The sequence below is a fragment of the Ignisphaera sp. genome, assembly GCA_038735125.1.
Lineage (GTDB): Archaea > Thermoproteota > Thermoprotei_A > Sulfolobales > Ignisphaeraceae > Ignisphaera.
In genome coordinates this window covers 114,525-137,464 of the sequence record JAVYNU010000004.1, presented here as the reverse complement: position 1 = coordinate 137,464, position 22,940 = coordinate 114,525, and the positions used below count along the sequence as shown (strand labels likewise).

General features: G+C 40.2%; 21 protein-coding genes. 11 read left to right on the top strand and 10 right to left on the bottom strand.

Translation table 11 applies throughout. The features are described from left to right. Window positions 1-23: 23 nt before the first annotated feature. Entirely contained in the window at window positions 24-251 is a 228-nt protein-coding gene (locus tag QW284_06160) for a DUF3096 domain-containing protein (GenBank protein ID MEM0339252.1), read from the bottom strand. A 166-nt stretch (window positions 252-417) separates the two neighbouring features. On the opposite strand from QW284_06160, the gene QW284_06155 reads away from it, so the two are divergent. Continuing rightward, complete coding sequence (locus QW284_06155) at window positions 418-1,974, top strand: dihydropteroate synthase-like protein (GenBank protein MEM0339251.1); 1,557 nt, start codon at window positions 418-420, stop codon at window positions 1,972-1,974. 326 nt (window positions 1,975-2,300) lie between these two features. Further along, window positions 2,301-3,677 carry a glycerate kinase gene (locus QW284_06150; GenBank protein ID MEM0339250.1) on the top strand — a complete coding sequence of 459 codons (1,377 nt, stop codon included), beginning with the start codon at window positions 2,301-2,303 and terminating at the stop codon, window positions 3,675-3,677. A gap of 24 nt (window positions 3,678-3,701) precedes the next feature. Here the strand turns inward: QW284_06150 and QW284_06145 are convergent, their stop codons facing one another. Then, window positions 3,702-4,019 carry a hypothetical protein gene (locus tag QW284_06145; protein ID MEM0339249.1) on the bottom strand — a complete coding sequence of 106 codons (318 nt, stop codon included), beginning with the start codon at window positions 4,017-4,019 and terminating at the stop codon, window positions 3,702-3,704. A gap of 73 nt (window positions 4,020-4,092) precedes the next feature. Here QW284_06145 and QW284_06140 point away from each other — a divergent pair, with 73 nt between their 5' ends. Together QW284_06140 and QW284_06135 are read left to right on the top strand one after the other, a co-directional pair. Next, window positions 4,093-4,872, top strand: a complete 780-nt coding sequence (locus QW284_06140) for a sugar phosphate isomerase/epimerase (GenBank protein ID MEM0339248.1) — start codon at window positions 4,093-4,095, stop codon at window positions 4,870-4,872. Window positions 4,873-4,893: 21 nt separating this feature from the next. After that, window positions 4,894-5,598 carry a 5-deoxy-glucuronate isomerase gene (locus QW284_06135; protein ID MEM0339247.1) on the top strand — a complete coding sequence of 235 codons (705 nt, stop codon included), beginning with the start codon at window positions 4,894-4,896 and terminating at the stop codon, window positions 5,596-5,598. A 16-nt stretch (window positions 5,599-5,614) separates the two neighbouring features. Here QW284_06135 and QW284_06130 read toward each other — a convergent pair whose 3' ends face one another. Beyond that, a complete protein-coding gene (locus QW284_06130) occupies window positions 5,615-6,310 on the bottom strand; it encodes a formate dehydrogenase accessory sulfurtransferase FdhD (GenBank protein MEM0339246.1) in 696 nt (231 codons plus the stop codon). 673 nt (window positions 6,311-6,983) lie between these two features. Next, window positions 6,984-7,175 carry a CopG family transcriptional regulator gene (locus QW284_06125; protein ID MEM0339245.1) on the bottom strand — a complete coding sequence of 64 codons (192 nt, stop codon included), beginning with the start codon at window positions 7,173-7,175 and terminating at the stop codon, window positions 6,984-6,986. Window positions 7,176-7,761: 586 nt separating this feature from the next. Between QW284_06125 and QW284_06120 the strand changes: the two genes are divergently transcribed. The 3 genes from QW284_06120 to QW284_06110 all read left to right on the top strand — a co-directional run bounded on the left by QW284_06120 (window position 7,762) and on the right by QW284_06110 (window position 10,894). After that, window positions 7,762-8,841, top strand: a complete 1,080-nt coding sequence (locus QW284_06120) for a hypothetical protein (GenBank protein ID MEM0339244.1) — start codon at window positions 7,762-7,764, stop codon at window positions 8,839-8,841. A 108-nt stretch (window positions 8,842-8,949) separates the two neighbouring features. Further along, window positions 8,950-10,182: an FtsX-like permease family protein gene (locus QW284_06115; protein MEM0339243.1), complete on the top strand. Its 1,233-nt coding sequence runs from the start codon at window positions 8,950-8,952 to the stop codon at window positions 10,180-10,182. After that, complete coding sequence (locus QW284_06110) at window positions 10,175-10,894, top strand: ABC transporter ATP-binding protein (protein ID MEM0339242.1); 720 nt, start codon at window positions 10,175-10,177, stop codon at window positions 10,892-10,894. Before QW284_06115 ends, QW284_06110 begins: the two co-directional genes overlap by 8 nt. A gap of 3 nt (window positions 10,895-10,897) precedes the next feature. Here QW284_06110 and QW284_06105 read toward each other — a convergent pair whose 3' ends face one another. Next, window positions 10,898-11,803, bottom strand: a complete 906-nt coding sequence (locus QW284_06105; protein MEM0339241.1) for a hypothetical protein — start codon at window positions 11,801-11,803, stop codon at window positions 10,898-10,900. Window positions 11,804-11,903: 100 nt separating this feature from the next. On the opposite strand from QW284_06105, the gene QW284_06100 reads away from it, so the two are divergent. From QW284_06100 to QW284_06085, 4 genes are read left to right on the top strand one after another with little or no spacing between them, the layout of a single operon-like run. Continuing rightward, a complete protein-coding gene (locus QW284_06100; GenBank protein MEM0339240.1) occupies window positions 11,904-12,593 on the top strand; it encodes an FmdE family protein in 690 nt (229 codons plus the stop codon). Beyond that, complete coding sequence (locus QW284_06095; GenBank protein ID MEM0339239.1) at window positions 12,583-13,743, top strand: ABC transporter substrate-binding protein; 1,161 nt, start codon at window positions 12,583-12,585, stop codon at window positions 13,741-13,743. The genes QW284_06100 and QW284_06095 overlap by 11 nt, the downstream gene beginning before the upstream one ends. A 6-nt stretch (window positions 13,744-13,749) precedes the next feature. Further along, on the top strand, window positions 13,750-14,778 hold the full coding sequence (locus QW284_06090) for an iron ABC transporter permease (protein MEM0339238.1): 1,029 nt from the start codon (window positions 13,750-13,752) through the stop codon (window positions 14,776-14,778). A 4-nt stretch (window positions 14,779-14,782) separates the two neighbouring features. After that, window positions 14,783-15,541 carry an ABC transporter ATP-binding protein gene (locus QW284_06085; GenBank protein ID MEM0339237.1) on the top strand — a complete coding sequence of 253 codons (759 nt, stop codon included), beginning with the start codon at window positions 14,783-14,785 and terminating at the stop codon, window positions 15,539-15,541. A gap of 5 nt (window positions 15,542-15,546) precedes the next feature. Here QW284_06085 and QW284_06080 read toward each other — a convergent pair whose 3' ends face one another. The 5 genes from QW284_06080 to QW284_06060 form a co-directional block, all read right to left on the bottom strand. Beyond that, window positions 15,547-16,620: a radical SAM protein gene (locus QW284_06080; GenBank protein MEM0339236.1), complete on the bottom strand. Its 1,074-nt coding sequence runs from the start codon at window positions 16,618-16,620 to the stop codon at window positions 15,547-15,549. Further along, entirely contained in the window at window positions 16,599-17,345 is a 747-nt protein-coding gene (locus tag QW284_06075; protein MEM0339235.1) for an MBL fold metallo-hydrolase, read from the bottom strand. Before QW284_06075 ends, QW284_06080 begins: the two co-directional genes overlap by 22 nt. Before the next feature lies 1 nt (window position 17,346). Continuing rightward, window positions 17,347-18,099, bottom strand: a complete 753-nt coding sequence (locus QW284_06070; protein MEM0339234.1) for a hypothetical protein — start codon at window positions 18,097-18,099, stop codon at window positions 17,347-17,349. A 147-nt stretch (window positions 18,100-18,246) separates the two neighbouring features. Beyond that, complete coding sequence (locus tag QW284_06065) at window positions 18,247-19,446, bottom strand: MFS transporter (protein ID MEM0339233.1); 1,200 nt, start codon at window positions 19,444-19,446, stop codon at window positions 18,247-18,249. 80 nt (window positions 19,447-19,526) lie between these two features. Continuing rightward, complete coding sequence (locus QW284_06060) at window positions 19,527-22,640, bottom strand: glycoside hydrolase family 38 C-terminal domain-containing protein (GenBank protein ID MEM0339232.1); 3,114 nt, start codon at window positions 22,638-22,640, stop codon at window positions 19,527-19,529. Window positions 22,641-22,940 lie beyond the last annotated feature (300 nt).

The following is a 22,940-nucleotide window of genomic DNA, read 5'->3' as shown; positions in this document are numbered from 1 at the left end:
CACCCTATAGTGTTGTCCAAAGACTATTTCGACGCCTCTGAAAGCTTCCGGCCTCTCATCATCTCATCAACAACAGTTAGTATGCCAGATACTAGCAAGTATATGCCTATGAGCCATGCTATTAGTTCTGGAAACACTATAATCAGTATCCCAAAAATTATCATCAGCACTCCTATGACAAGCCTTGGGGCACTTACACCAAAGTATTTTTTGAGCATTTCCTGGACAGTCTTTTCAGCCAATTGTGTCACCCAAGAGTTATATTGTGTCTAATGCTAATAAGTTCTTTCATAATCAAAGTATTGAAGTTCAACAGAATATTCAATGTCGTTGAACATAATACACAGCTTCTATTTGAAAAGATTTTGTGTAAACCTATATAGCTTTGAAGAAATGTGTTCTTGTAGTGTGGTGTGTATGGCTAGAGTACTTGTTGTTACTGGTAGGCTTGCAGAGCCTATTGTTAGAAGGACAATAGCCTCTATTAGTGGTTATGAGGTAGATGTTTTTGTCGCTCCTGTTGATGTAGCATCTTTCATGACTGTTGACTATATTGCTAAGCTCCTTGCTGGAAGAGTCCATAGAGGCGACTATGAATATATTATCATACCTGGCTTGGTTAAAGGCTCTGGAAGAGTTGTAGAGGCTATAACTGGCATCAAAACAGTCAAGGGACCTATAAATGCTGTTGACCTATCGGATGTTTTTAGAGTTGGTTTAGAAGCTTTATCGCCTGACAAACCTGCAGACGAGGTTTTGCAGAGTCTCAGAATTGAGAGATGTAGAAAGGTTTTGACGGAGGTTGAGAGAATGGCTTTAGAGAAAGGCTTTATCGTGGGAGGAATATATGTAGCCTTGGAGCCTCCCCCAATTAGGGTGGCCTCAGAGATTTTTCATAGTTATACGCTAACTGATGAGGAGCTCATTAGAAGGGTTTCCTACTTAGTTGAGTCTGGAGCTGATATTATAAGCCTCGGCTTTGAGGCTTTGGAACCTCACCCAGATGAGGTTTATAGAGTTGTTAGAGCTGTTAAAAGGGTTTTTGATGTTCCAATAGCTATAGATACCTCAATTCCAAGCGAAATTCTCAGAGGTGTTGAGGCGGGGGCTGACATGGTTATAAACATAGATCTAACCAACATAGAAAATGTGAAAGAAATTGATAAAAGCATAGCTGTTGTTGTCATCCCTAGAAACCCGATTGACAACTCAATACCAAGAGACTATAGAGAAAGAGTTGACCTTCTCCTGAAAACAGTAGATGTTGTTAAGAGTCATGGATTCGAAAAGGTTTTTGCAGATGCTATTCTGGAGCCAGTTGGAAACACATTTAAGTCTCTTCAAGCTTATGCAAAGTTCAGGGAGGTTAGAAAGGATATACCACTATTCATGGGTATTGGAAATGTCACAGAGCTCATAGATGCTGATAGCGTAGGGGTAAACGCAATCCTCGTTGGGTTAGCACATGAGATAGGAGTGAGTATAGTTCTCACAGTAGAGCAAAGTAACAAGGCGAAGGGCTCGACAAAAGAGGTTAAAATAGCCACTCAAATGATGGCAATTGCAAATATGTTGGGGGTTCCACCAAAAGACCTCGGAATATCACTTCTAATACTAAAAGATAAGAGAAGATACGACACACCGATGGACAGTTACGAACAAGTTGTTTATGTAGAAGATGAGGATAAGCCATATAGACTAGACCCAATGGGAATATTCAAAATAAGAGTAAACCACGAAGAAGGCTATATAGAGGCTCTGTACATAGGAAGAAAAGGAAGGATATTGTTAAGAGGAAGGACAGCTAAGGCAATAAGAAACAAAATAGTTGAACTAGAATTGGTTTCGCAAGTATCACATGCACTATATCTAGGAGCAGAACTGGCAAAAGCCGAAGAGGCACTTAAACTAGGCAAAAACTACATACAGGAACAGCCATTATTCATAATACCAAAACCAGTAAAAACACATTAATTACAGTAGAGTCAAAGAGGCCTACCATATCTAAGAGGATATAAAATATATGTGGCTAGGACAAGTCCATAGTAACTTAGAGTTTTAGAGACAACGCTTCCCTCATTAAAAATGTAGGCGGCGAACACCTTTATCTGTACTATGTAAGCTTCTAGCTGAAAACGTCTATGCATAAGCTATGCAATTTGGAAAAACTTTTGGTAAAGCAACTATGAACAGCTCTAAAACAGTATGAGCAACCATACTTGGGCAGCTACAGAGAACGTTACTTTTTTGCAGGAGGATAGAAGACCCTGTAGATGTGTAAACGAAAATTTTTAAGCGCTATGAACTATTTCGTTGCATGGGCCTCAAACATGTTTATAAAAAATGCTAATGAAGTAGCTAAATCAACTTTACATAGGCTAATTCTAGAGATAGCCGATTATGGATTAGCTGTGGCCGATCCCTATAATGCTGTGAAGAACCATGTGAAAGTTAATGGTGGGAGGATATATATTGGGGATGAAATTATCGAGTTAACTGGAAGACTTCATGTCGTAGGTTTTGGAAAAGCATCAAAAAGAATGGCTATGGCTTTAAATGATTTGCTGGGGGATAGGATAGTTGGTGGGGTTGTTATAACCCCCGATGAAATTGGCAGTGTTGGTAATATAAATCTTGTTAGAGGTAATCACCCAATTCCGGGTAAGGATACCTTAGAATCTTCCCAGCAACTACTAGACTATGTATCCAGCAATGTCTCTGAAAACGATATTGTCTTTGTTGTTGTATCTGGAGGTGGGTCGGCACTCTTTGAGGTTCCAGAAGACGGTGTAACTCTAGATGATATCGCCTGGATTTCCAGAGAACTTATGAAAAGAGGTGCAGATATATTCGAATTGAATGCTGTGAGAAAAAGGTTTTCTAAGGTTAAGGGTGGGAAGTTCATAAGATTTTTAAAGGCAAAGAAAGTCATATCGCTGATAATAAGTGATGTTGTTGGGGATAGGCTAGACACTATAGCCTCGGGACCTACAGCACCTGACGACACAACTTTTCGAGATGTTTACAATATATTGAAGAGACGTGGTATTTGGGATGAGATGAAAGACTCTATGAAGAGAATAGTGGAAATGGGTCTAGAGGGAAGAATAGCGGATACGCCGAAGAGAGGCGACAATATTTTCAATAGGGTTTTAAACATTATTGTTGCAAGCAATAAATTGGTTTTAGATGCTATGGCAGAAAAGGCAAGAAGCCAAGGATTTAATACGCTTATTCTAACTTCCATGCTTGAGGGGGAGGCTAGGGAGGCCGGAAAGGTGCTGGCATCAATAGTGAAAAGCATTCACATATATGATATGCCAATAAAAAAACCTGCAGCTATTTTAGCTGGTGGGGAAACTGTTGTAACTGTTAGGGGCAGAGGGGTCGGGGGCAGAAACCAGGAACTTTGCCTAGCATTATCAATATCGATTAGAGGTATAAAAAATGTTGCTGGATTATGCATGGGGACAGATGGAATTGATGGTATAAGCCCAGCCGCTGGAGCGATAGTTGATGGCGAAACATATTATGAGGGATTGAGACAAGGTTTAGATCCGCAAGAGTATCTAGAGAACAACGATAGCTACACCTACTTCGCGAAGCTCAGAAAGGCTATTATAACAGGCTATACTGGCACAAATGTTAATGACATATTCATAGCTTTGATAGAATAATCTATCAATGACAATAAACCTAGGCTAGGCATCAAACACATCTTTAAGTATTGTAGTTACATCCTTCATTATCTCCTCCTCAGATCTGCTACTTTCAATAAGCTGAAACTCAGCATAGCCAGGCTTTCTATTATCAACCTTCATCTGGATGCACTCCACGGCTTTCTTAGTCGGGTGGGCAACTATGTTGAGATATGTTCTTGCAATTGCTGCAACTGTTGCTTCTTGCAAGACTATTGTCTGGTCTTTGAAAAATATAGCCAATCTCATATGCCTGTGGCTTGGCGGTATAAACCCTATGATCTTCAGTACATCGCTATTCGAATAGACTTTAACACACATTTTAGACACACAACAATATACCTGGACAAAAACATATTTTAATCTTCATTGATTTTACTGAAAAGAGCTTTGGGTGTGGTTTACGATAGCCTTTTCAACAATGGTGCTACTGAACCTCGACCCATTTGAGGCTACAGCAAAACTCATTGAAAGCGGTTTCCACGTTGAGGTATGCTACGACAATTTCCTCGTGTTTGGAGGTAGGTATGTGGAGGATGTTCTATTCAAAAAGTTTCTCGACAGCATACAGTCGATTAGAAAGACATATATAAAGTCTGTTCATATGCCATATGACGAATTAGATGCTGATACTATTCCATTTGAACATATTCTAAACAGAATGGTCAAGTGGCTTAGATTCGCACATGAGATAGGGGCTTCAATAGCTGTTTTCCATACACTAAAAACATCCTCAGACCCTCTAAACACAAACCTACACTTCTTTAGGGAAATCGCTAGAGAGGCTATGGATAGGGGAATCAGAATCGCCGTCGAAAACAGACTCGAGAAAAACTTGTTTGGCTCAAAGCCCGAAGACCTCAAAAACATTGTTGAAAGCGTTGGCGAAGGAATCGGGATCTGTTTAGATGTTGGCCATGCAAACATAAATAAAAACCTAGATGCGTTCTTAAAAACATTAGAGAACAGTATAATAGAGCTTCATCTCCACGACAATAACGGTTTTAGGGACGAGCATAAACCTCCATTCACAGGCTCTGTTGACTGGAACGCTGTTATAGGGCTGATTAAAAGGAAAAGAGATATTTTACCTGTTTTCGAAATTGCATGCAGAGAACCGGTGGTAAGCTGCCTGTCGATTGCAAACAGAGTTAAGCAAGAATTTGAAATGTGAAAATAGTTAGAGGTGTCTAAAATGCTGTTTAAAAAGCCGAATATCTTTGATAAACCTGTCGAGGTTTTTAGACTCGACGACATATCTCTTCTGCATATCCATACAAAGAATCTAACAAAGTTCAGCTTGGATCTATGCAGAGACTGTGAAAAGGTTTTGGCTTTGCTGAGAGGGAGATGCAGAGTTGGTGGCTATGAACTCTTTGAAAAAGACCTGCTCTACATTCCAGCAGATGTAGGCCACATGGATATGGAGTGCACAGAAAACGCCATAGCATACATTGTTCAGACTAAGGCCTCAAGAAAATTTGGCTCATATCTAAAGAGGTTTGGAGAAGCTGAAAAGACCATTATAGAAGATGCTGGGTCTCGCAGGACTAGATACACATTGATAGGAGAGAAAGATGAGAGCGAGAGGATGTTAGCTGGCTACACATTTTGCGAGCCAGGCTCCTGGGGCTCGTACCCCCCGCACAGGCACGATGATATGTATGAGATCTTCATATACTTTGATCTGAGCCCATATTTCGGCATTCAAACAATATTCGACGAGTCTCAGGAGAGTGTATACATAGTTAGAGACTATGACGCTGTTTTAGTTTCTAGGGGATACCACCCCAATGTCTCAACCCCTATGAGAGGCATGAAATACCTGTGGGTAATGGTGTCGAAGAGAGGCTCTAAAACACATAAGATGGAGATTCACCCACTATATGCCAAGTCCTAGAAAGTCTTGGCAACAGCTATAACTCGAATAGCTCAAAGCCGCTATATACATTAAATCTATCCCCTCTAACATGCCCTATTAAAGCCATGTTACAGCTTCTAGCAATCTCAATAGCTTTCCGCGTTGGCGCACCTCTGAATACTGCTATGGGTATGCCCATAGCAGTAATAGCCTTGACCATCTCCGAGCCTGCTCTAGACGATAAAACAACGACTGTTTTTCTAAAGTCGACCCCACCCTCATAAGCCTTTCCTACCAGCTTGAGCAGAGAGCCGAGCCTAGATATATCCTCTACAATCTCTATCAACACACCATCTAAGGTAAACAAAGCCGAGAAATGGAAGCAGCCAGTCATGCTAAACAGCTTCGCGTTTTTGCTCGCCTCTTCAAACATCTTCAGAATGTCTCGAGGCCTCACCTTGATCTTCAAATCCGTGGAACACTCGTTTACCTCTCTTGCAAAAGGTTTTGCATAGAAAAGAAGAACATTGTTATTTTCGACAATGGTTCTAGCCTCTGTCAGATCAAATCCATGTGTAACTGCATATCCTATCCCAAGATATTTGAGCATATGAGGCGATGTCTGAATCCTAAAAACCTCGACACCGTCTACGTAAACCCTTCCCTCAACTTCCTCAGCAACAGCATCATCCACCTCTTCATAACCATTCAAGGAAACTTTGGTTATCTTTATTGTCGAGTAGCTGTCCATTATTAACACCTTCTACAGCTATAATTAGAGGCTTATTAAAAGTTTAAATGGTTTATATATGCTTATATCGCTTTTAGTGTGTTTCAGAGTAGTCGACATTAAGTTTCATTGAGAGAAAATCAACTGAATATACTCAATACAGTGTCGATCCATGGAGTCGCATTAAAGTGAACAACAATCTCTAGAGACATAAAGATATGAAGACAGTTCTTTTCATTATCTAGTTGAGGAAAGAGCATTGCAACAAACTCTTAACATTTAAGCAATGCATTTTCTTGTGGTGTGTGTGCTAGGTGAAAGGCATGGTTGTTTTACTCCATTGGCTTTAACAATCTTTTGCTTGTCTCTCGTTTGATGTAGCTAGTGCGATGTATAGAGTGTCATAAACTGCTACACCAGTTTTCAGTTTTCAAGGCTATTTCAAATGCCTTTGAAGGTATCTGTCTTCGGGCTCTAACTCTATGTTGGTGTCTGTCATAGAAAAGAGAATTTCATGCAACTAAAAGCTGTTTCAATGCTTATAGTTTTCCTAATTGTTGTATCCTTCCATATAGCATTCAGCACTCCTTTCAATGCCAAGTCAATAGTTACACATAGCTTCATGTAATCAACAAGCTTTCCCGATCAGGCTCCTTACTAATAAAAGTTGCTGGCAGGGAAGCGTCAATGACCATCACGATTCTTTCCTCATAGATGCGGCTGAGGAACCTCTAGGAGACTCTATTGGTAGATGTGAAAGCATCGTGACAACATTCCTGACATTATTCTCAGCTTCAATCTCTTCTAGTTTAGATTCCGTGAACCTCCTCACCTCCTCAGCCCAGTTAACCCTATCCTTATATCTGTCGATCTTCTCTTTGATCACACTAAAAACACCTACTGTCAATTACCACAATATATTTCTAGTAGACCTGAATATTTGAACCTATATGGTATATCTCAAAGGTTTAATATTAAAAGTCCATCTTTTCAATACAAGGTGGTCAAAAGCTTTATTCACGGCAAAGCTGTAAGACCATGTAAGTTCAAGGCTGTTGTATAACCGTTAGAAGCAATAGCAATGAAAAGTCGAAAACACTATGGATCTTTTCCCTTCTCTCAAAACATCTCTCTAATTGATTCTCTTAAATGTAGCCAATACATGCTTGCAGTACCTTAGGCATTTCTTCTTTTAACATACCTCTCTGTTTAGCTAATGTTGAGTTGTCCATGTTTTGGCAGAAAACTATGGAAATATGTAGTTTATTTAGATATATAAAGGAGATTTAGTCTCTATATGGATGGTAGACATGACGATGGTATGTTAGCTATTTAAATCGTTGATGAAAGCAACGGACAGGTAAGCACGGTTATAGCTGCGCTCAAAAGCTTTTCTAGTCTTCTTGGTAAAAGTAGTTGGGAAAGATGTTTAGAGAGCTGGTTGAGAAACTCGTTGTGGTATGGGCTTGGATATGAGAGGCTATAGAGATAGAGACTTCATAGAAACTTTTGAAGGGTTTATATTGTGTGTTATAGGAAATGTTCATCCCAGAGGTAGGATCCTCAGCTATTTGAAGTATGTGGCTAATCTAGAGTCTGGGATAAGGGTTAAGTGGTCTAGAAACGGGGTTATGTATGGAAGGATTTTGCCGTTCTATAGTGCTGTGGGTGTGAAGAGCGTTTTAGAGTATTTGAAGAGGGGCTATCCAGAGTATGTTGTATTTGATGAGTATAGGGGTGTGGAGCTTATAGAGGTTCCGGAGAACAGGGTTTCGATTCACTATAAGCCCGAGGAGAGACTAAGTCAAATGATTAAAGAGCCTGGCGATCAGCTGGAGAGGCTTGCTGTAGAGCTCGTATCTAGAATATCTGGCGAGTCTGGGGTTCCTCTGAAAAACTTTGGTGTAACAGGCTCTATACTCCTAAAGATACACAACCCCCAGTACTCCGACATAGATCTTGTTGTATATGGAGTTGAGAACTCATACAGAGTTAGAGATGCTCTGAAGAGGCTTTACAGCCGTGAAAACTCGGGGTTCTCACTACCATCAGGAGAGACCTTAGAGTCTTGGGCTACTGAAATATCTAGGATACACCCATTAACAGTTGAAGAGGTGAAGATTCTATACAGCAAATATAAATGGAATAGAGCTTTGTATAAAGGGAGGCAGTTCTCGATACACCCAGTAAAACTTGAAAACGAGGTTGACGAGGTGTGGGAGCAAAAGAGGTTTAGATACAGGGGGCTTGCAACAATTAGAGCAAAGGTTGTGGACGCAAGAGACTCTATATTCATGCCGGCAACGTATTTAGTAGAGGATGTGAAGGTGATAGAAGGTGTTGAAGAGGCCAAAAAGATTAGCAGGATTGTGAGCTACGAGGGTCTGTACATAGATATTGCTAGGGAAGGGGATGAAATAGTTGCTATGGGAAAGGTAGAGGAGGTTCAAGACATCAAAAGAAACGAAACATTCTACCAACTGACAATAGGAACCTTCGAAGCAGGCGGAAAAGACTTCATAAAACCTTTGAGCTGGGTCAAAAGCGGTTAAATGCAATTAAAAATCTTTGTCAAGGTCAATTAAAAGCATATGAAAAAGCATTTCAGGAAAACCCTAAAATAAGGCTTGTTTACCACTTTGCTAAAAAGGTGCTGATATTTGGTCACCCTACTGACAATTGTGCAAAGAAATTTTAGTAGAAGAAAAATCAGAACAACATTAACTATAATAGGTATTGCAATTGGTATTGGACTCACATTCTCTTTGCTATCAATAACAGCTACAGGCACACAAAGATCAGCTGAGCTCATTAGGAGGCTGACCGGAGCTGATATAACAATCTATAATGCTACTAGAGGGGCTATGCAACAAGGTTTTGTGGGTAGAAGGATAGGAGGATTCTTCCCTACAGCTATGCCAACAAATCTAATCGATCTTAGCATAATTAATACACTTAGCGCGATACCCGAAATCGAGATTATATCACCTCTCCTATCGTTTAGAGCATATCTAAATTCTGCCGCTATGGTCACTGTATATGGTGTTGACATATCCACATATAGAAATATCTCAAATTTGGATATCGTTGAGGGGACTTTTCTACAAAATCCAACTGCTTTCCAGGCCATTATCGGAAAAAGCCTTTCAGAGGACTACAACATCTCTGTTGGGGATGCAATATCACTTCAAGTAGGCAACTCCACTTGGAGCTTTACAGTTGTCGGAATATTCCAAAGTGGAGAGAGGTTCCAGGAATACGCTGTTTACATACCTATAGAAGTTGCGCAGAACATAACAAATAGTGTGGGTAAGGTGTCACAAATAATGATTAAGTTGAGGGATCCGAGATACCTATCCGATGTAATACAAGCGATCCAGTCCTCTTTCCCCGGACTTGCAGTTTTCTCACCGCTTAGCATGATTCAAAATGTTCAGCAAGCACTAAATACGATAACAATGTTCTTCTCGTCGATAGGGCTTGTAGCTGTAACTGCTGGCGCATTCGGCGTTGCCAACACCATGATTATGAGTGTTGTTGAGAGAACTAGGGAGATAGGGATTCTCAAGGCCATTGGTGCAAGCAAAGGCTTTATATTGATGCTATTTCTATTAGAATCATTTTTAATTGGTCTTATAGGGGGTGGCATTGGAATATTAATCGGTGTTGTACTTTCGTATATCATAGCCCCTTTAGCGTCATATAATCTGAGAGGTGGTGTAGCTCCAGCTAGAGGAGTATTTCAGCAAGCATTTTTAGTGCGCCCCACCATAACACCTATGAACATAGCTATTGCTATATTGCTTGGGATTGCAGTAGGGGTTATAGCAGGGATATACCCAGCCTATAGAGCATCGAAGATAAAACCTGTGGAGGCGTTGAGATATGCCTAGAGCAGACATTGTGATAGTAAAGAACGTTGTCAAGGTATATAGATATGGGAAGGTGCTTTTCGAAGCGTTGAGAGGATTGAGCCTAGCAGTGCAAAAAGGTGATATAGTTTGTATCGTAGGCCCATCAGGCTCTGGAAAAACAACTTTACTAAACATCATAGGTGGGCTAGACAAACCTGATAGCGGAGAGGTTATAGTTGATGGCACGGACATTACAAGGTTGAGCGAAAAAGAGTTGAATATGTACAGACTATACAAGGTTGGCTTTGTCTTCCAATCATTCAATTTAATACCAACGCTGACAGTCCTTGAAAATGTTGAGTTGCCAATGTACCTAGCGAAAATAGATAAGGAGAAGAGGAAGCAGAGAGCATTGGAGCTTCTAAAGGCTGTGGGCCTCGAAAAGCTAGCCGACAAGACGCCAGACACCCTAAGCGGTGGTGAGCAACAGAGGGTAGCAATAGCGAGAGCGCTTGCAAATAACCCATCTATAATCTTAATGGATGAGCCAACAGCTGCTCTAGACACCGAAAACACAAGAATGCTGATGAATATTATAAGAAGGTTGAATAGAGAGTATAACCAAACATTCATAATAGCAACACACGATGTTTTAGTTGCTAGGGGCTGTACAAAAATATATGGAATTAGGGATGGCAGGGTAGAGGGGATTTACAGTGCATCAGAGATAAGTAAGCTGTTCCAGATATAGCTTCTACCACACCACAAACTTTGTTACATATCTATCTATAACATCTTCACTAAGCTCCATGGAGCCTATGTGAACGAGTTTCCAAACCTCTGTATGAGTATTTACATCGCCTGGATTAACCGTTTTCAAAGGTCCTAGAGTTTCAAGCTCTAGAATCTTGTCATTTGTGTAAACCTCTATAAATGAGTTGAAGTCTGGATAGGGCTCAAAAACCTTTTTTGTTGTCTTTACGAATAGGTTTTCATAAATGTAGTAGGCCGCCCACGGCTCATGCGCATTTACACCTATTTTTAATGGATTTGGCGTTTTAGGGTCTTGTTTAACGAGTATGTATCTATCTCCTAGAACAAGTCTTTTATCGGTTAGTTTCGTATATGGCCATAAAGCTATTGATCTGTCTGGCAAAAGGCATTTCTCATCCACGCATCTAGACTTTATCGGTATTATTGCAACTCCCTCTTGTCTCATTACTGTTAGAGCCCAGCAAGAGAACTGTATTGGCCATCTACAAATATTCTCAATTTTGTGCACAACCTCTAGGCTGTTGTCGTCGGCACCTCTTCTAATAATAATTCTCTTCAGCACACAGTTTTGTGGTTCTGGATTACCCTCAACAACTATTTCATCCTCTTTCATATATATCTTAACAGGCTTATCCTCAGTAGAATATGAGCGTGGAAAAGCTTCCGGAGATGTCCACAGTCTATGGCCACCATATATTCTCCAAACACCATCAGGAGTTTCCAAAGAAATTTCAGGAACCACTCCAAAAACGTTTAAGTCTCTCTTGTCTTTGCGAGCAAGGTATAGAATGCGTGGTCCGATATCCTTTGCTATGCCAACTACGAGATTACCCATCTCTATAAACAGAACTCTGAAATTATTTAAGACGCCTTCTTCTACACGCATATTAACCACAAGACTACTCTATTTTGCAGACGAAAGGCTTTTAAATATTTGGCTACACTAATTTCATGTTGTACACATGTAAATTTGATTGGTGCACCTTATGGTAAGTAAAGAGCTTATAGAGAAGGCAAGAGAATTTCACGGGCATATATGCCCATTTCTAGTTTTGGGTCTTAGAGCATCTGAAATAGCTATGAAAAGACTTGGTATTAGCAAAGCCGGTGTTGGAGAGACTATTAGTGAGGATATTGTGGCTATTGTTGAAGCCAATAACTGTTTTGCTGATGGAGTTCAAATAGCGACTGGTTGCACTCTTGGCAACAACTCTTTGATGTATATAGATACTGGGAAGAATGCTCTTACGCTTTTTAGGAGGGGTAACAGGAGAGGTGTTAGGGTCTACATAGACGCTCAAAAGCTTAGAGAGAAATACTTCTCTAAAGAGGCTCTCGAACTATTCCATAAGGTTGTAGCTGAGAGAAGAGGTAGTAGAGAAGATGTTGAGAAGTTGCACAGGCTGTGGACTGAGATAGGCTATAGAATGGCTGACATCCCAGAAGAGGAGTTCGTTGTCCAAGAGGTTGAAATTGTTGAGGAGATAGAGAGGGCACCGATATTCGAGAGCATTAGGTGTTCCAAATGTGGCGAGCTTGTGATGGCGCCAAGGATTGTGTATGTTGATGGAAAGCCCCTATGTCTGCAGTGTGCAGGTAAAGAGGCTCTAGCTGTAATAGGAAGGGGTATAACGTATACAAAAATCCCATTCAAGGTGACCCCCAATGCTCATTAGAAGAGTTGCTAAAGCAACTTTGGTTATAGTTATTGCCATAGCCATTGCAATAGCGATTATCGGAGTTTCTTATCTGCTTCTCTATATGGGGAGAACCAGCAAGGAAGAGGCAGAGACACAGGCATACTTTATTGTTACAGATATTTTGAATAGGTCCGTTAAAATTCCGAAGAATCTGGGTAGAGTAGTTGCCATAGGTCCAGGAGCGCTTAGGCTAGTAGCATATCTAAATGCAACCAATCTTCTTGTTGGCGTAGAGGAGATCGAGCTGAGTCAAAGCCCAGTCGGAAGAGACTATGCAATGGCTTACAACACGATATTCAAGAACCTACTTGTGATAGGGCCTGGAGGCCCCAATAGACCGCCGGATCCAGAAAAGCTAAGGACTGTAAGGCCACAGCTAATAATAATGTCTAGGACATATGCAGATCTCTACCTACCTGATAGACTAGCTGAAGAGGTTAATGCAAGTGTTTTTGTAATCGACTATGGGGTTGCGGGATACCTAGATATTGATGGAATCAAGAACGCTTTGATGATCCTTGGAAAGGTTTTGGGGAGAGAGGAGAGAGCTAAAGAACTTGTTAACTATATCAACCAATTGGTAAGCGATTTAAATAATAGGACTAGAGATATAGCTTCTAGGCCAAAGGTCTACGTAGGCGCGATATCATATAAAGGTGCACAGCCATTCACATCAACGCAAGCCAGGTTTGCCCCTCTACAGCTTTTGAACACACCGTCGATTGTAGATTCTGTAGCTGGTAAAGCGGGTTTTACAACAATAGATTTCGAGTATCTGGTAAAGCAACAGCCAGATTTCATATTCATAGACGAAAATAACTTGAATACAGTTTTAAGCGACTTCAGGAAAGATTCGTCGATGTACTGTAGCTTGAATGCTTTTAGATCTGGGAGAGTCTACGGCGTTCTGCCATTCAACTACTACCACACAAATGTTGCTACAGCATTTGCAGATGCTTATTTCATTGGGAAGGTACTCTACCCAAACAGGTTTGCTGATGTGGATCCAGTTGCCAAAGCAGATGAGATATTCAAGGTGTTTCTCGGTAAGCCACTATACCAAGAGTTTGTCGCTGGCGGGTACCCAGGATTTGCGAATCTAAGCGATATGTTTCCATGTGGATGAATATAAATGGTTATAGAGAGAATTTTTAGGGCTAGGAAAATCTTTATATTGGTATCTATAGCCATACTATTGCTTGTAATACCATTTTCTCTTTCCGTGGGTGCATACAATGTGACTTATCTAGACGTGCTAAAGCTTCTATTTTGGGGCAATAGCCTATCGCCTGACGCAACAAGCGTCCTCTTAATCAGACTGAGGAGAGTTTTAGCAGGGATTTTGATAGGGTTTATCCTAGGAGCTTCTGGTACAGCAATGCAGTCTGTGCTCAGAAACCCCATGGCCTCTCCCTTCACACTTGGCATATCCAGCGCTGCAGCACTTGGGGTCGCAATAGCCTTGTTAACAGGTTTTGGAGGTTCTGTAAGAGGTGTGATTCTCTCATATTCAAACCCATATATAATACCCATATTTGCATTTGCTTTTGCATTAATTCAAACAGCTATTGTTTTGCTTTTAGCATACAAAGCTGGGTTGAGTGAAAGAGCCCTAGTTTTAGCTGCTATAGCAATGAACTTCTTCTACCAAGCGCTGCTAAGCCTCATCCAATATCTCAAGCTGAACGAACTTCAAATAGCACTGATAGTTTTTTGGAGCTTTGGGGATGTTGGCAGGGTTGGATGGGAGGAGCTGAAGATACTCTTCATCAGCGCTTTTGCGCTCTCGATATACTTCATCGCCAGGTCCCTAGACTTCGACCTGATGAGTCTTGGAGATGATGTTGCCTATGTCAGTGGTGTAAATGCTAAGAGGGTTAGACTAGAAACCTCGGTTGTAGCAGCACTTGGAGCCTCTATTGTAACTGCATTCTCTGGTGTAATAGCCTTTTTATGCCTGGTTTCGCCACATATTGCAAGGCTAGTTGTTGGAAATAGCCATAGATACCTCGTTCCGCAGTCAATGCTTGTAGCGGCAACACTTCTCGTGGTGGCTGATGCTATTGGCAGGTTTGTGCTATCTCCTGTCACACTACCCGTTGGGATAACACTGTCTTTGATTGGCTCACCTCTGCTCATATACCTTCTTTTGAGGAGGTGATAGAGTGGTTATTATAAGAGTTGTTGATGTGGAGGTTAGATACGATAGTGTTAAGGCTTTGGGCAGCATATCTTTCGACGTTTTTGAGGGGGAGATTGTAGCTGTTGTAGGCCCGAATGGATCGGGGAAGACAACACTTCTAAAAACAGTGGATGGCATACTAAAGCCTGTGAAAGGATCAGTCTACATAGATATGAAAAACGTTGACGACATCCCTAGAAAGCAGCTTGCGAAGGAGGTATCACTAGTGACGCAGTCTACATATGTGGTACCGGGTATCAAGGTAATAGACTTTGTCTTAACCGGAAGAAGGCCACACATAGACTTCATGCCAACTAGAAAAGACATTGAAATCTCGTTGAATGTGCTTAAAGCTGTCAAAGCTGGCAACCTTGTTGACAGGGACTTGACGGAGTTGAGTAGTGGCGAGTTGCAGAGGATTCTAATTGCAAGAGCCTTAGCAGCAGAGCCGAAGGTGCTGCTACTCGACGAGCCCACGTCAAATCTCGATCTGAGGTTTCAGATAGAGATACTCAATCTGATTAAGAGTCTTAGCAGAGAGAAGAGACTCACAGTAATAATGTCACTTCATGATCTAACACAAGCATATAGGTTCTCAGACAAGGTTATTGTGCTGAAAAATGGGAGGGTCTACGCAATTGGAAGGCCAGACGAGGTGCTAACCGAAAATGTTATTGAGGATGTGTATCAGGTTAGGGTAAGAGTTGACAAGGTTTTGAAGGCTGTCATACCAGTAGTGTGACATAATTAGAAGAGGGTTTTCTTCCATGGTATGTACAATCCTTTTATGGGTATCTCATATCCGCATCTAGGACACTTGTACTTTCCGTCATCTCTGTCTAGATGCCACTCCCAGACCCTATACCACCTCCTGTAGATCAGGGTCTTGCCACACCTTGGGCATTTGGTCGACTCTAGCTCTGGATCCCCAACATTTCCAATATAGATAAACTCGATTCCGCTCCTCCTAGCCTCTTCAGCCACACTGAGAAGCTTTTCCTTTGGCGTTGGAGGCTCATTCCATTTGTGCGCTGGGTAATACCTGTTTATGTGTAGGGGTGTCTTCTCTCCCAGCCTGCTTATATGCATATCTATGATCCAATCGATGCACTCATCAAAATCATTTGTGTTTGTGACCACCAGATAAACCATCTCCACATGCCCGCCTAGATCTAGAACAGCTCTCGCATTTCTATAGACTATGCTGTGGTCTATGCTCTGCAAAGCTCTTCTCATCTTCGGACAACCCTTTATGTCTATGCTCCAGCCATCGACACCAGCACCAACAAGCTTTTCAACAGCATCAAGTGTTTGATAGCCGTTTGTAACGATCATGAAATACATATTGCTTTTCCTTGCAAGATCTGCCAAATCAATTAGATAGTCGAAGTTTACAGTCGGCTCGTTGAAACTTGCGCTAAAACCCTCGTCACCAAATCTGATAGCCATCTCCAAAAGCTTTTCCAGCGGTATAAACTCGTCATCCTCTTTGGGCAGCCTGAAGCTCAGGTGGTGGTTTTGGCACCAGGGGCAATAGAAGTTGCAGCCCCATGTGGAAAATGTTAGTGCTGTGCTATTTGGCCAGTAGTGAAACAGTGGTTTGATCTCTATGGGCCTGCTCTCAACAGCGCTTATCCTCCCATAGCCAACATGTATGAGGGTCCCACCATCATTTTTATAGGATCCGCAGATCCCCGTCCTGCCAACTGGTATAGAGCATTTTCTTTCGCAGACCATGCATACAATAGAATCTCCTTGTTTTCTCCAGAGTCTTGCAACCCTTCTCTGCCCAGACAAATCTAAATTTCTATGCATTGACATGGCTGCGAAACCAAAATCTCTATGTCCCCATGTATAGGGGCTTTTATGGGCTGGGGCCACTGGTAGAAGTGGATGAGGATAAGCCTCTTCACACCACTTCTAATCGCAACGTCTATAGCGTCTCTGTATGTGCTGTGCCCATATCTGTGAGCCTCATCGCCATAGGTAGACACCTCATGCACCAGAACATCACAACCCTTGGCAAACTCTATCAGCTTTGGATTATATGATGTGTCCCCGCTATAGACAATACACCTACCATCAACCAAAATCTTAATCGATGCTGTGGGCACAGAGTGCACAGCTTCTATAAGCTCTATCTCAAAGCCGTCTAGAACAAACCTCTCATTGAAATTTACCCTAATGAAATTTGCTATGTGGGCCACACTCCACGAGCCAGAGGCATCTAGAAGCTCTGCAAGAGCCTTCACAACATCATCTATAGACACTATAGATATCCTTTCAATGCCCATGTGCCTAGTCATCTGAAGAATTGTTGGAACACCAAGGATGTGATCCCCATGTCTATGTGATATCAAAACCCCCTTGAAACTGCTATCCAACCTCAAGCCGCATTCTCTCATGGATCTGTACACCCCCTCACCAGCCTCCACAAGAATCCAGTCACCCCTCGAATTGAACACTGCAAACGATGTGTAGCCGAGGAGGGGGTCTGAAATCCAGCCCCCAACACCAAGAAAAACTAGTTTAACAATAGAAAACACCTTATCTCTTCTTTCCAGACTTTTTCTTGGGTTTAAGCTGAGATGTTTTGCCAAAGCCTATTCTGGGTATTTTTGCAGATTCTATAAAAGCCCCAGCTACAATCATTGAAATACCTACTCCAACAGCTGTTGAAGATGCTATAGCTTGGGTGAAGCTAACACCACATATGTAATCTATTTTTATTTGTTCATAAGATGATTCGGAGGATGGTGCAAGGGTTATTTCTATTGCTTGTATCTCAACTTCTTTTGAGCTGGGACCGTATACCAAAAGCTTCGATATATTGACATCTGTATTAAAGCTTAGAGCAAGTTTGTAGAGTCCAGGCTCTAAGGGATTTTGGTAGAAAAGTGTTGTATTTAGCCCTCTACCAGAAATTGATTGCTGTGGACTTAACGAAGAATAAACGACAGTCTGATTATTTGAGGCATTTAGAATTGCTACATAACCTTCATAATTTTCGGTTTTGGGCTTTCCAACAATTTCTATGTATATATAGCCAATAGTGTTATTCACACTAAATGTGTAGTTAAATGATTTGCTAGCTTCAATTACAATGTTTGATAGATTAACTGGAGCGATTCTCCAGTAATACCATTCACTATATCTAGGACTCATCCTTCCAACAAATTCTTTGGGAACATAAACATATGTTGAACATGTTTTAATCTCAACACCATTTAACAATAGCGACCATCCAATAACGAATATAAGTATCCCTAAGCCGATTAATGCAATCGATTTGCCCGGCATCTTAATCGGCCTTAGACATTTTTGAGAGACAGAGATTTTAAGGTTATGAAGCTTTCAATGAATTTTTGCATCATATCACTATTCAAGATATTTTAATACTCTTAATAATAAGCTACCTTAAGATTAGTTGAAGATGTATTATCACCTTTACTTTATAGTTGCCCCTCGATTTTCTGTAGAGTAATAGTAGAATGTGGCAGACGATGCTATCGATAAAAGGCTTAGAAATGTAAAATTAGCTTTGTAGCCCATAGAAGAGGAGATGTAGCCTCCAAGAGGATTATAGATAATACTTGCAAGAGGTATGCTAGAATTTAATAAACCCAGCGAGGTTGATTTTTCATTTCTTGCTAACTCAACCGCTAAAACATATGCTGATGAGGCGTAAGAGCCCCAAACAATGCTGTAGAAAGCCATGACAATAAAGGCTGTTATGGCATTCTTTACAATGAAAATATTTAAAGCCATGAACATAGCCATAGATATTAGGCTAAAAACATAAACATTTCTCGAACCAAATCTATCAACAATATATCCAAAAGCTATGAGCATTGGGATTTCAAACCAGCTTGCAACACTTAATAGCAGTGTTGCCCAGGTCTCTCCAAGCCCAACCTCATAGGCATAATACTGGGGAACATAGATGTTCTTAGCAACATCAGCAGCACCAAAAATTATTGTGGAGATGAAAAACAATAGATAAAGCCTATTTCCTAAAAACGTAAAAGACCTTTTCTTAGCACCATTGAAATATTTGATACTAACCAGCTTTTTAAAATCTTTAACATATTTGTTTAAAGCAATCGATACTGGGGTTATTAGCAAAGATGCAAATACAGCGATGTAGAATATAGATTCAATTCCAAATCTATTCAAGAAATATCCAGAGAAGGTTAATGGAGTAGCCCAGCCTAATGAGCCTGCTGCCCAGAAGATTCCCATACTCTTACCAATATCTTTACTTGAGCTGATTAACGATACCAAAGTTGTTGATGAAACTAATGTGCACGAAGTTCCAATACCTGTAAGAGAAAAGAAGATGGATAAAAGTAAAACATCTTTAGTAGAAATAGATGCTAAGCTGAAGAATATTGCTGTTATTAGTCCTCCAAATCCAGAGAAAAATACCTCTCTACCCCTAAACCTATTCAGAATATATCCCCATACAACACTGAAAGCAAAGCTTATAAAAGATGATAGAGATGCTATAACACCTGAAACAAAGGCGGAGTAACCTCTATGCCCAACTAGGTATAGGGGTATTAATGGATAGGTTAAGCCTGATATGAACATGAGCAAAGCATTTACAATAGCCAATAATATAACGACTTTGCTCGTGCTAGCCATGCAGATACCATTCACATAAATAAAATTAATCTATAAAAACTTTTGCATCACTCTATGGAAAATTTGAGATGTTATACAATTCATTGTATTATTCTAAGTGTCTTTATTTCGAATGGCTTTATCCTACATTCTATCTCAGGGATGTCCTTGCCTAGCTCATTTAGATTGCTAAGCTCTACTAAATCTGTTTCAGTAATTTGAAGTGCCTTGAACCTCAGGTTTATTTTTACCTTTACCTCGTCTCTATATGGATTGTAAAGTCTTAGTATATACCCGTTTCCATCATATGCAGGTTTAAATGCTGATATAATTGCTTTTGGAGGGTCTATAGATAGTATGCTCTCCTCAGTTTCTTCTCCATCGATGATTCTAGCCAAAGGTCTAAACATAACTTCCTGGACTATTTTAGGCACCTCAGCCTGTTGGTAATCCCCTCTATGCGGATATATGTAGTATGTTATGTTGTAGTCTCCTATATCACTCCATGGATTTGGAAATAGAGGTGATCTAATTATAGTTAAAGCTATGTCGCTACCTGTAGCAGAATATCCATGTCTTGATGGAGCTATTATGGCAAGTCCTTTTTCACCATCTGATATATCAGCCCATCTAACAGCCGGTACTTCGAATTTTGCTTTCTCCCGGTTCGACTCCATTTTTGTTGATCTCTCTACAACACCAAATGGAATATCGTAGTCAGCCTTCAAGGCTTTTGCAACTGTTTTAAACCAATGTTTAACCATAACACCCTTATCTCTCCAGTTAACATCATTTTCGATTACTATGTATGGAAGTCCTTTATATAAACATATTCTTTGTCTTATCTTAGAGTTTTCGAAAGTCTTTGAAACTTCTACACAAGCTTTTAACGGTCCTTTGAGCACAATCTTTGGTTTTTCAACTATATTCATTTCGATTCCATGTTGCAGAAAGTCGCTTGTAACGTCCCAAGCATCGAATCTTCCAGGTTTGTCAATATGTACAACAAGCTTTGCTGGCTCTCTCAATAGCTCGATATCTCCTTCTTTAATTTTAATAGATTCTATATCACCTTTTTCATTAATTTTAATAATTAATGCTTCATTTTCTAGATATATTCCATTTGCCTCAAAAACCCTAGCGCCATCTCCACTTCTACAAATGTTTTCTTCAAGTCGATGAGATTTGATGCCCATCGGCATGGTTTCGACAAGTAGGTAATATCCATCTCCATCTTCTTGGCATTCCACATTAGTTGGTATTCCAAAGCCCTTTGGTATCTTAATAACGGATCTAAATTTCCATGGAACTACACTAGCTATTGCAAGAACCTTTCCCTTCTTATTTTTGCCTATAACACTTCCTATAGCATTATATGATATAGTATACGACTCTTCGACTACTTTTCTCAAATCAGTCACAGCATCATCATAAACCTCTTTTATTGATGAGCCAGGTATTATGTCGTGGAATTGATTAAATAGAAGGAGATGCCATAGAGAATCCATTCTTTTATTAATGTGGTGGCCAGAAAGTATATTTGCTATAGTTGATAGTGTTTCAGCTTCTTTTAACGCCTTTTCAGCTTCAGCCATAGCGTTTTTAACAGCTATGTTTGTTGTATATGTACCTCTGTGAATCTCTACATAAAGTTCGCCACTCCAAATAGGCATTAAATCCTTGGTCTTCTTTACATTCTCTACGTACTCTCTCTCATTGAAATGTTTAACAAATGGTATATAGGGAAGCTTATTAACGAGCTCTATATATTCCATCATCTCTCTTGTTGGCCCACCACCACCATCTCCATATCCATAGGAATACACTGTAAATGGTATTGTATCTTTCTGTTTATACCTTTCCCAGTATCTGTAAATTGATGTGGGCGTCATAGTCTCATTGTAGCTTGTTATGAGTATTTGTACAAGTATCTCTGTTCCATCAATACCTCTCCATATGAATGAATGGTAGGGAAACTCGTTTGTGTCGTTCCACATAACTTTATGTGTAATGAAAACCTCTATACCACTCTTCCTCATAATCTGTGGGAGATTACCTGAAAACCCAAAGCTGTCTGGTATCCAACCAATTTTAGCTATTCTACCAAACCTTTCTAAGAAATATCGTTGACCATATAGAAACTGTCTTGCGAGCGACTCTCCATCAATTAGATTTGTGTCGCTCTCTATCCACATACCCCCGACAATAACCCATTTACCACTATTAACTAAGCTTTTTATCTTTTCAAACAACCCTCTATCTATTTCCTCAACCCATTTATAGTATTGAGCAGAGCTCTGAACGAAGCTAAATTCATATTCGTTTGCGAGCCTTACTATAGTTGAGAATGTTCTTAAAACCTTCTCGACAGTTTCATTTCTAGGCCATAGCCAAGCAGCGTCGATGTGGCTATGACCCATAATGTGAATTGTTCCGATTTTTGGGTATCTTTTTCTGAGATCATCTAATCCCTTCTCTAACTCACTATTAATTCTATTAACTTCCTCGAGAACCTTCTCTATATTTTGCTCTGGTAAATCATTTAGATACCCCTTCAAAACCCCTATTCCATATACATTAGAAAGCCATGCATAATCTCCGTAGGGCTGCCTCAAATCATTTCTTCTAAAATATATTGGTTGTAAACTAGATTCGTATAGCAAAGATAGAGCTATTGTTATTTGTCTTAAGGATGGGTTTAGCCTTAGAAGAGATGTTATATTGAATAAGAGATTTTGGAGACTTTCTCTAACATTGCTATTCTGAGGCAGGCTTTCAATAAGTCTTATTAGCTCAAGAATCCTGAGCCCAGTTTTCATAACATCCCAAGCAACTTCAACTAGAAACGCCTTTTGAAATGTTAATGACCATCCATGTAAGCCAAAAAGAGTTCTTGGAGAGTCTATCAACTCTATATCATGAGTGCCAGGAAGTAGTGAAATGTATGTGTGAGCCTCATCAATCCCTGCATAGCTCTCTCCATCAACTCTAACCCTAGCATTTCCACTTATAACAAACTTCATAAACCAGCTAAACCTTGTTTGAGGTACTTCAATCTTTGTTTTAAACACATGAATTCTACTAGGTACTGTCTCGATATAGAATGGCAATTGTATTTCTCTATCGCCATAAACCCATTTACTTACATCTACAACTCTTAGAATAGAGGACGCTATTAAATCAAAAACCCTTCTCTCAGCATCAGCTAAATTCAAATTCCTATCACCTACACCTCTGTAGCAAGCCTAACCAAAACCACGTATTTAAAAACATAACATCTTAGATAGCCAGTTTAATAGTACTAATTTAACTTTTGGTACGATTCTTAGGAGAGTTAATTGGAAAGAATTAAGACAGCGTTTATCGGTGCTGAAGGTGCTGTTCGGTCTAGCAGAATAGCTATGGACATACTAATTAATAAGGATCTACGGAATAGAGTTGACATTTAGCTTATGGATATTATTGATTGGAGACATAATCTAATCCACGGCTTTGCTAAATATTCAATTGGCTGA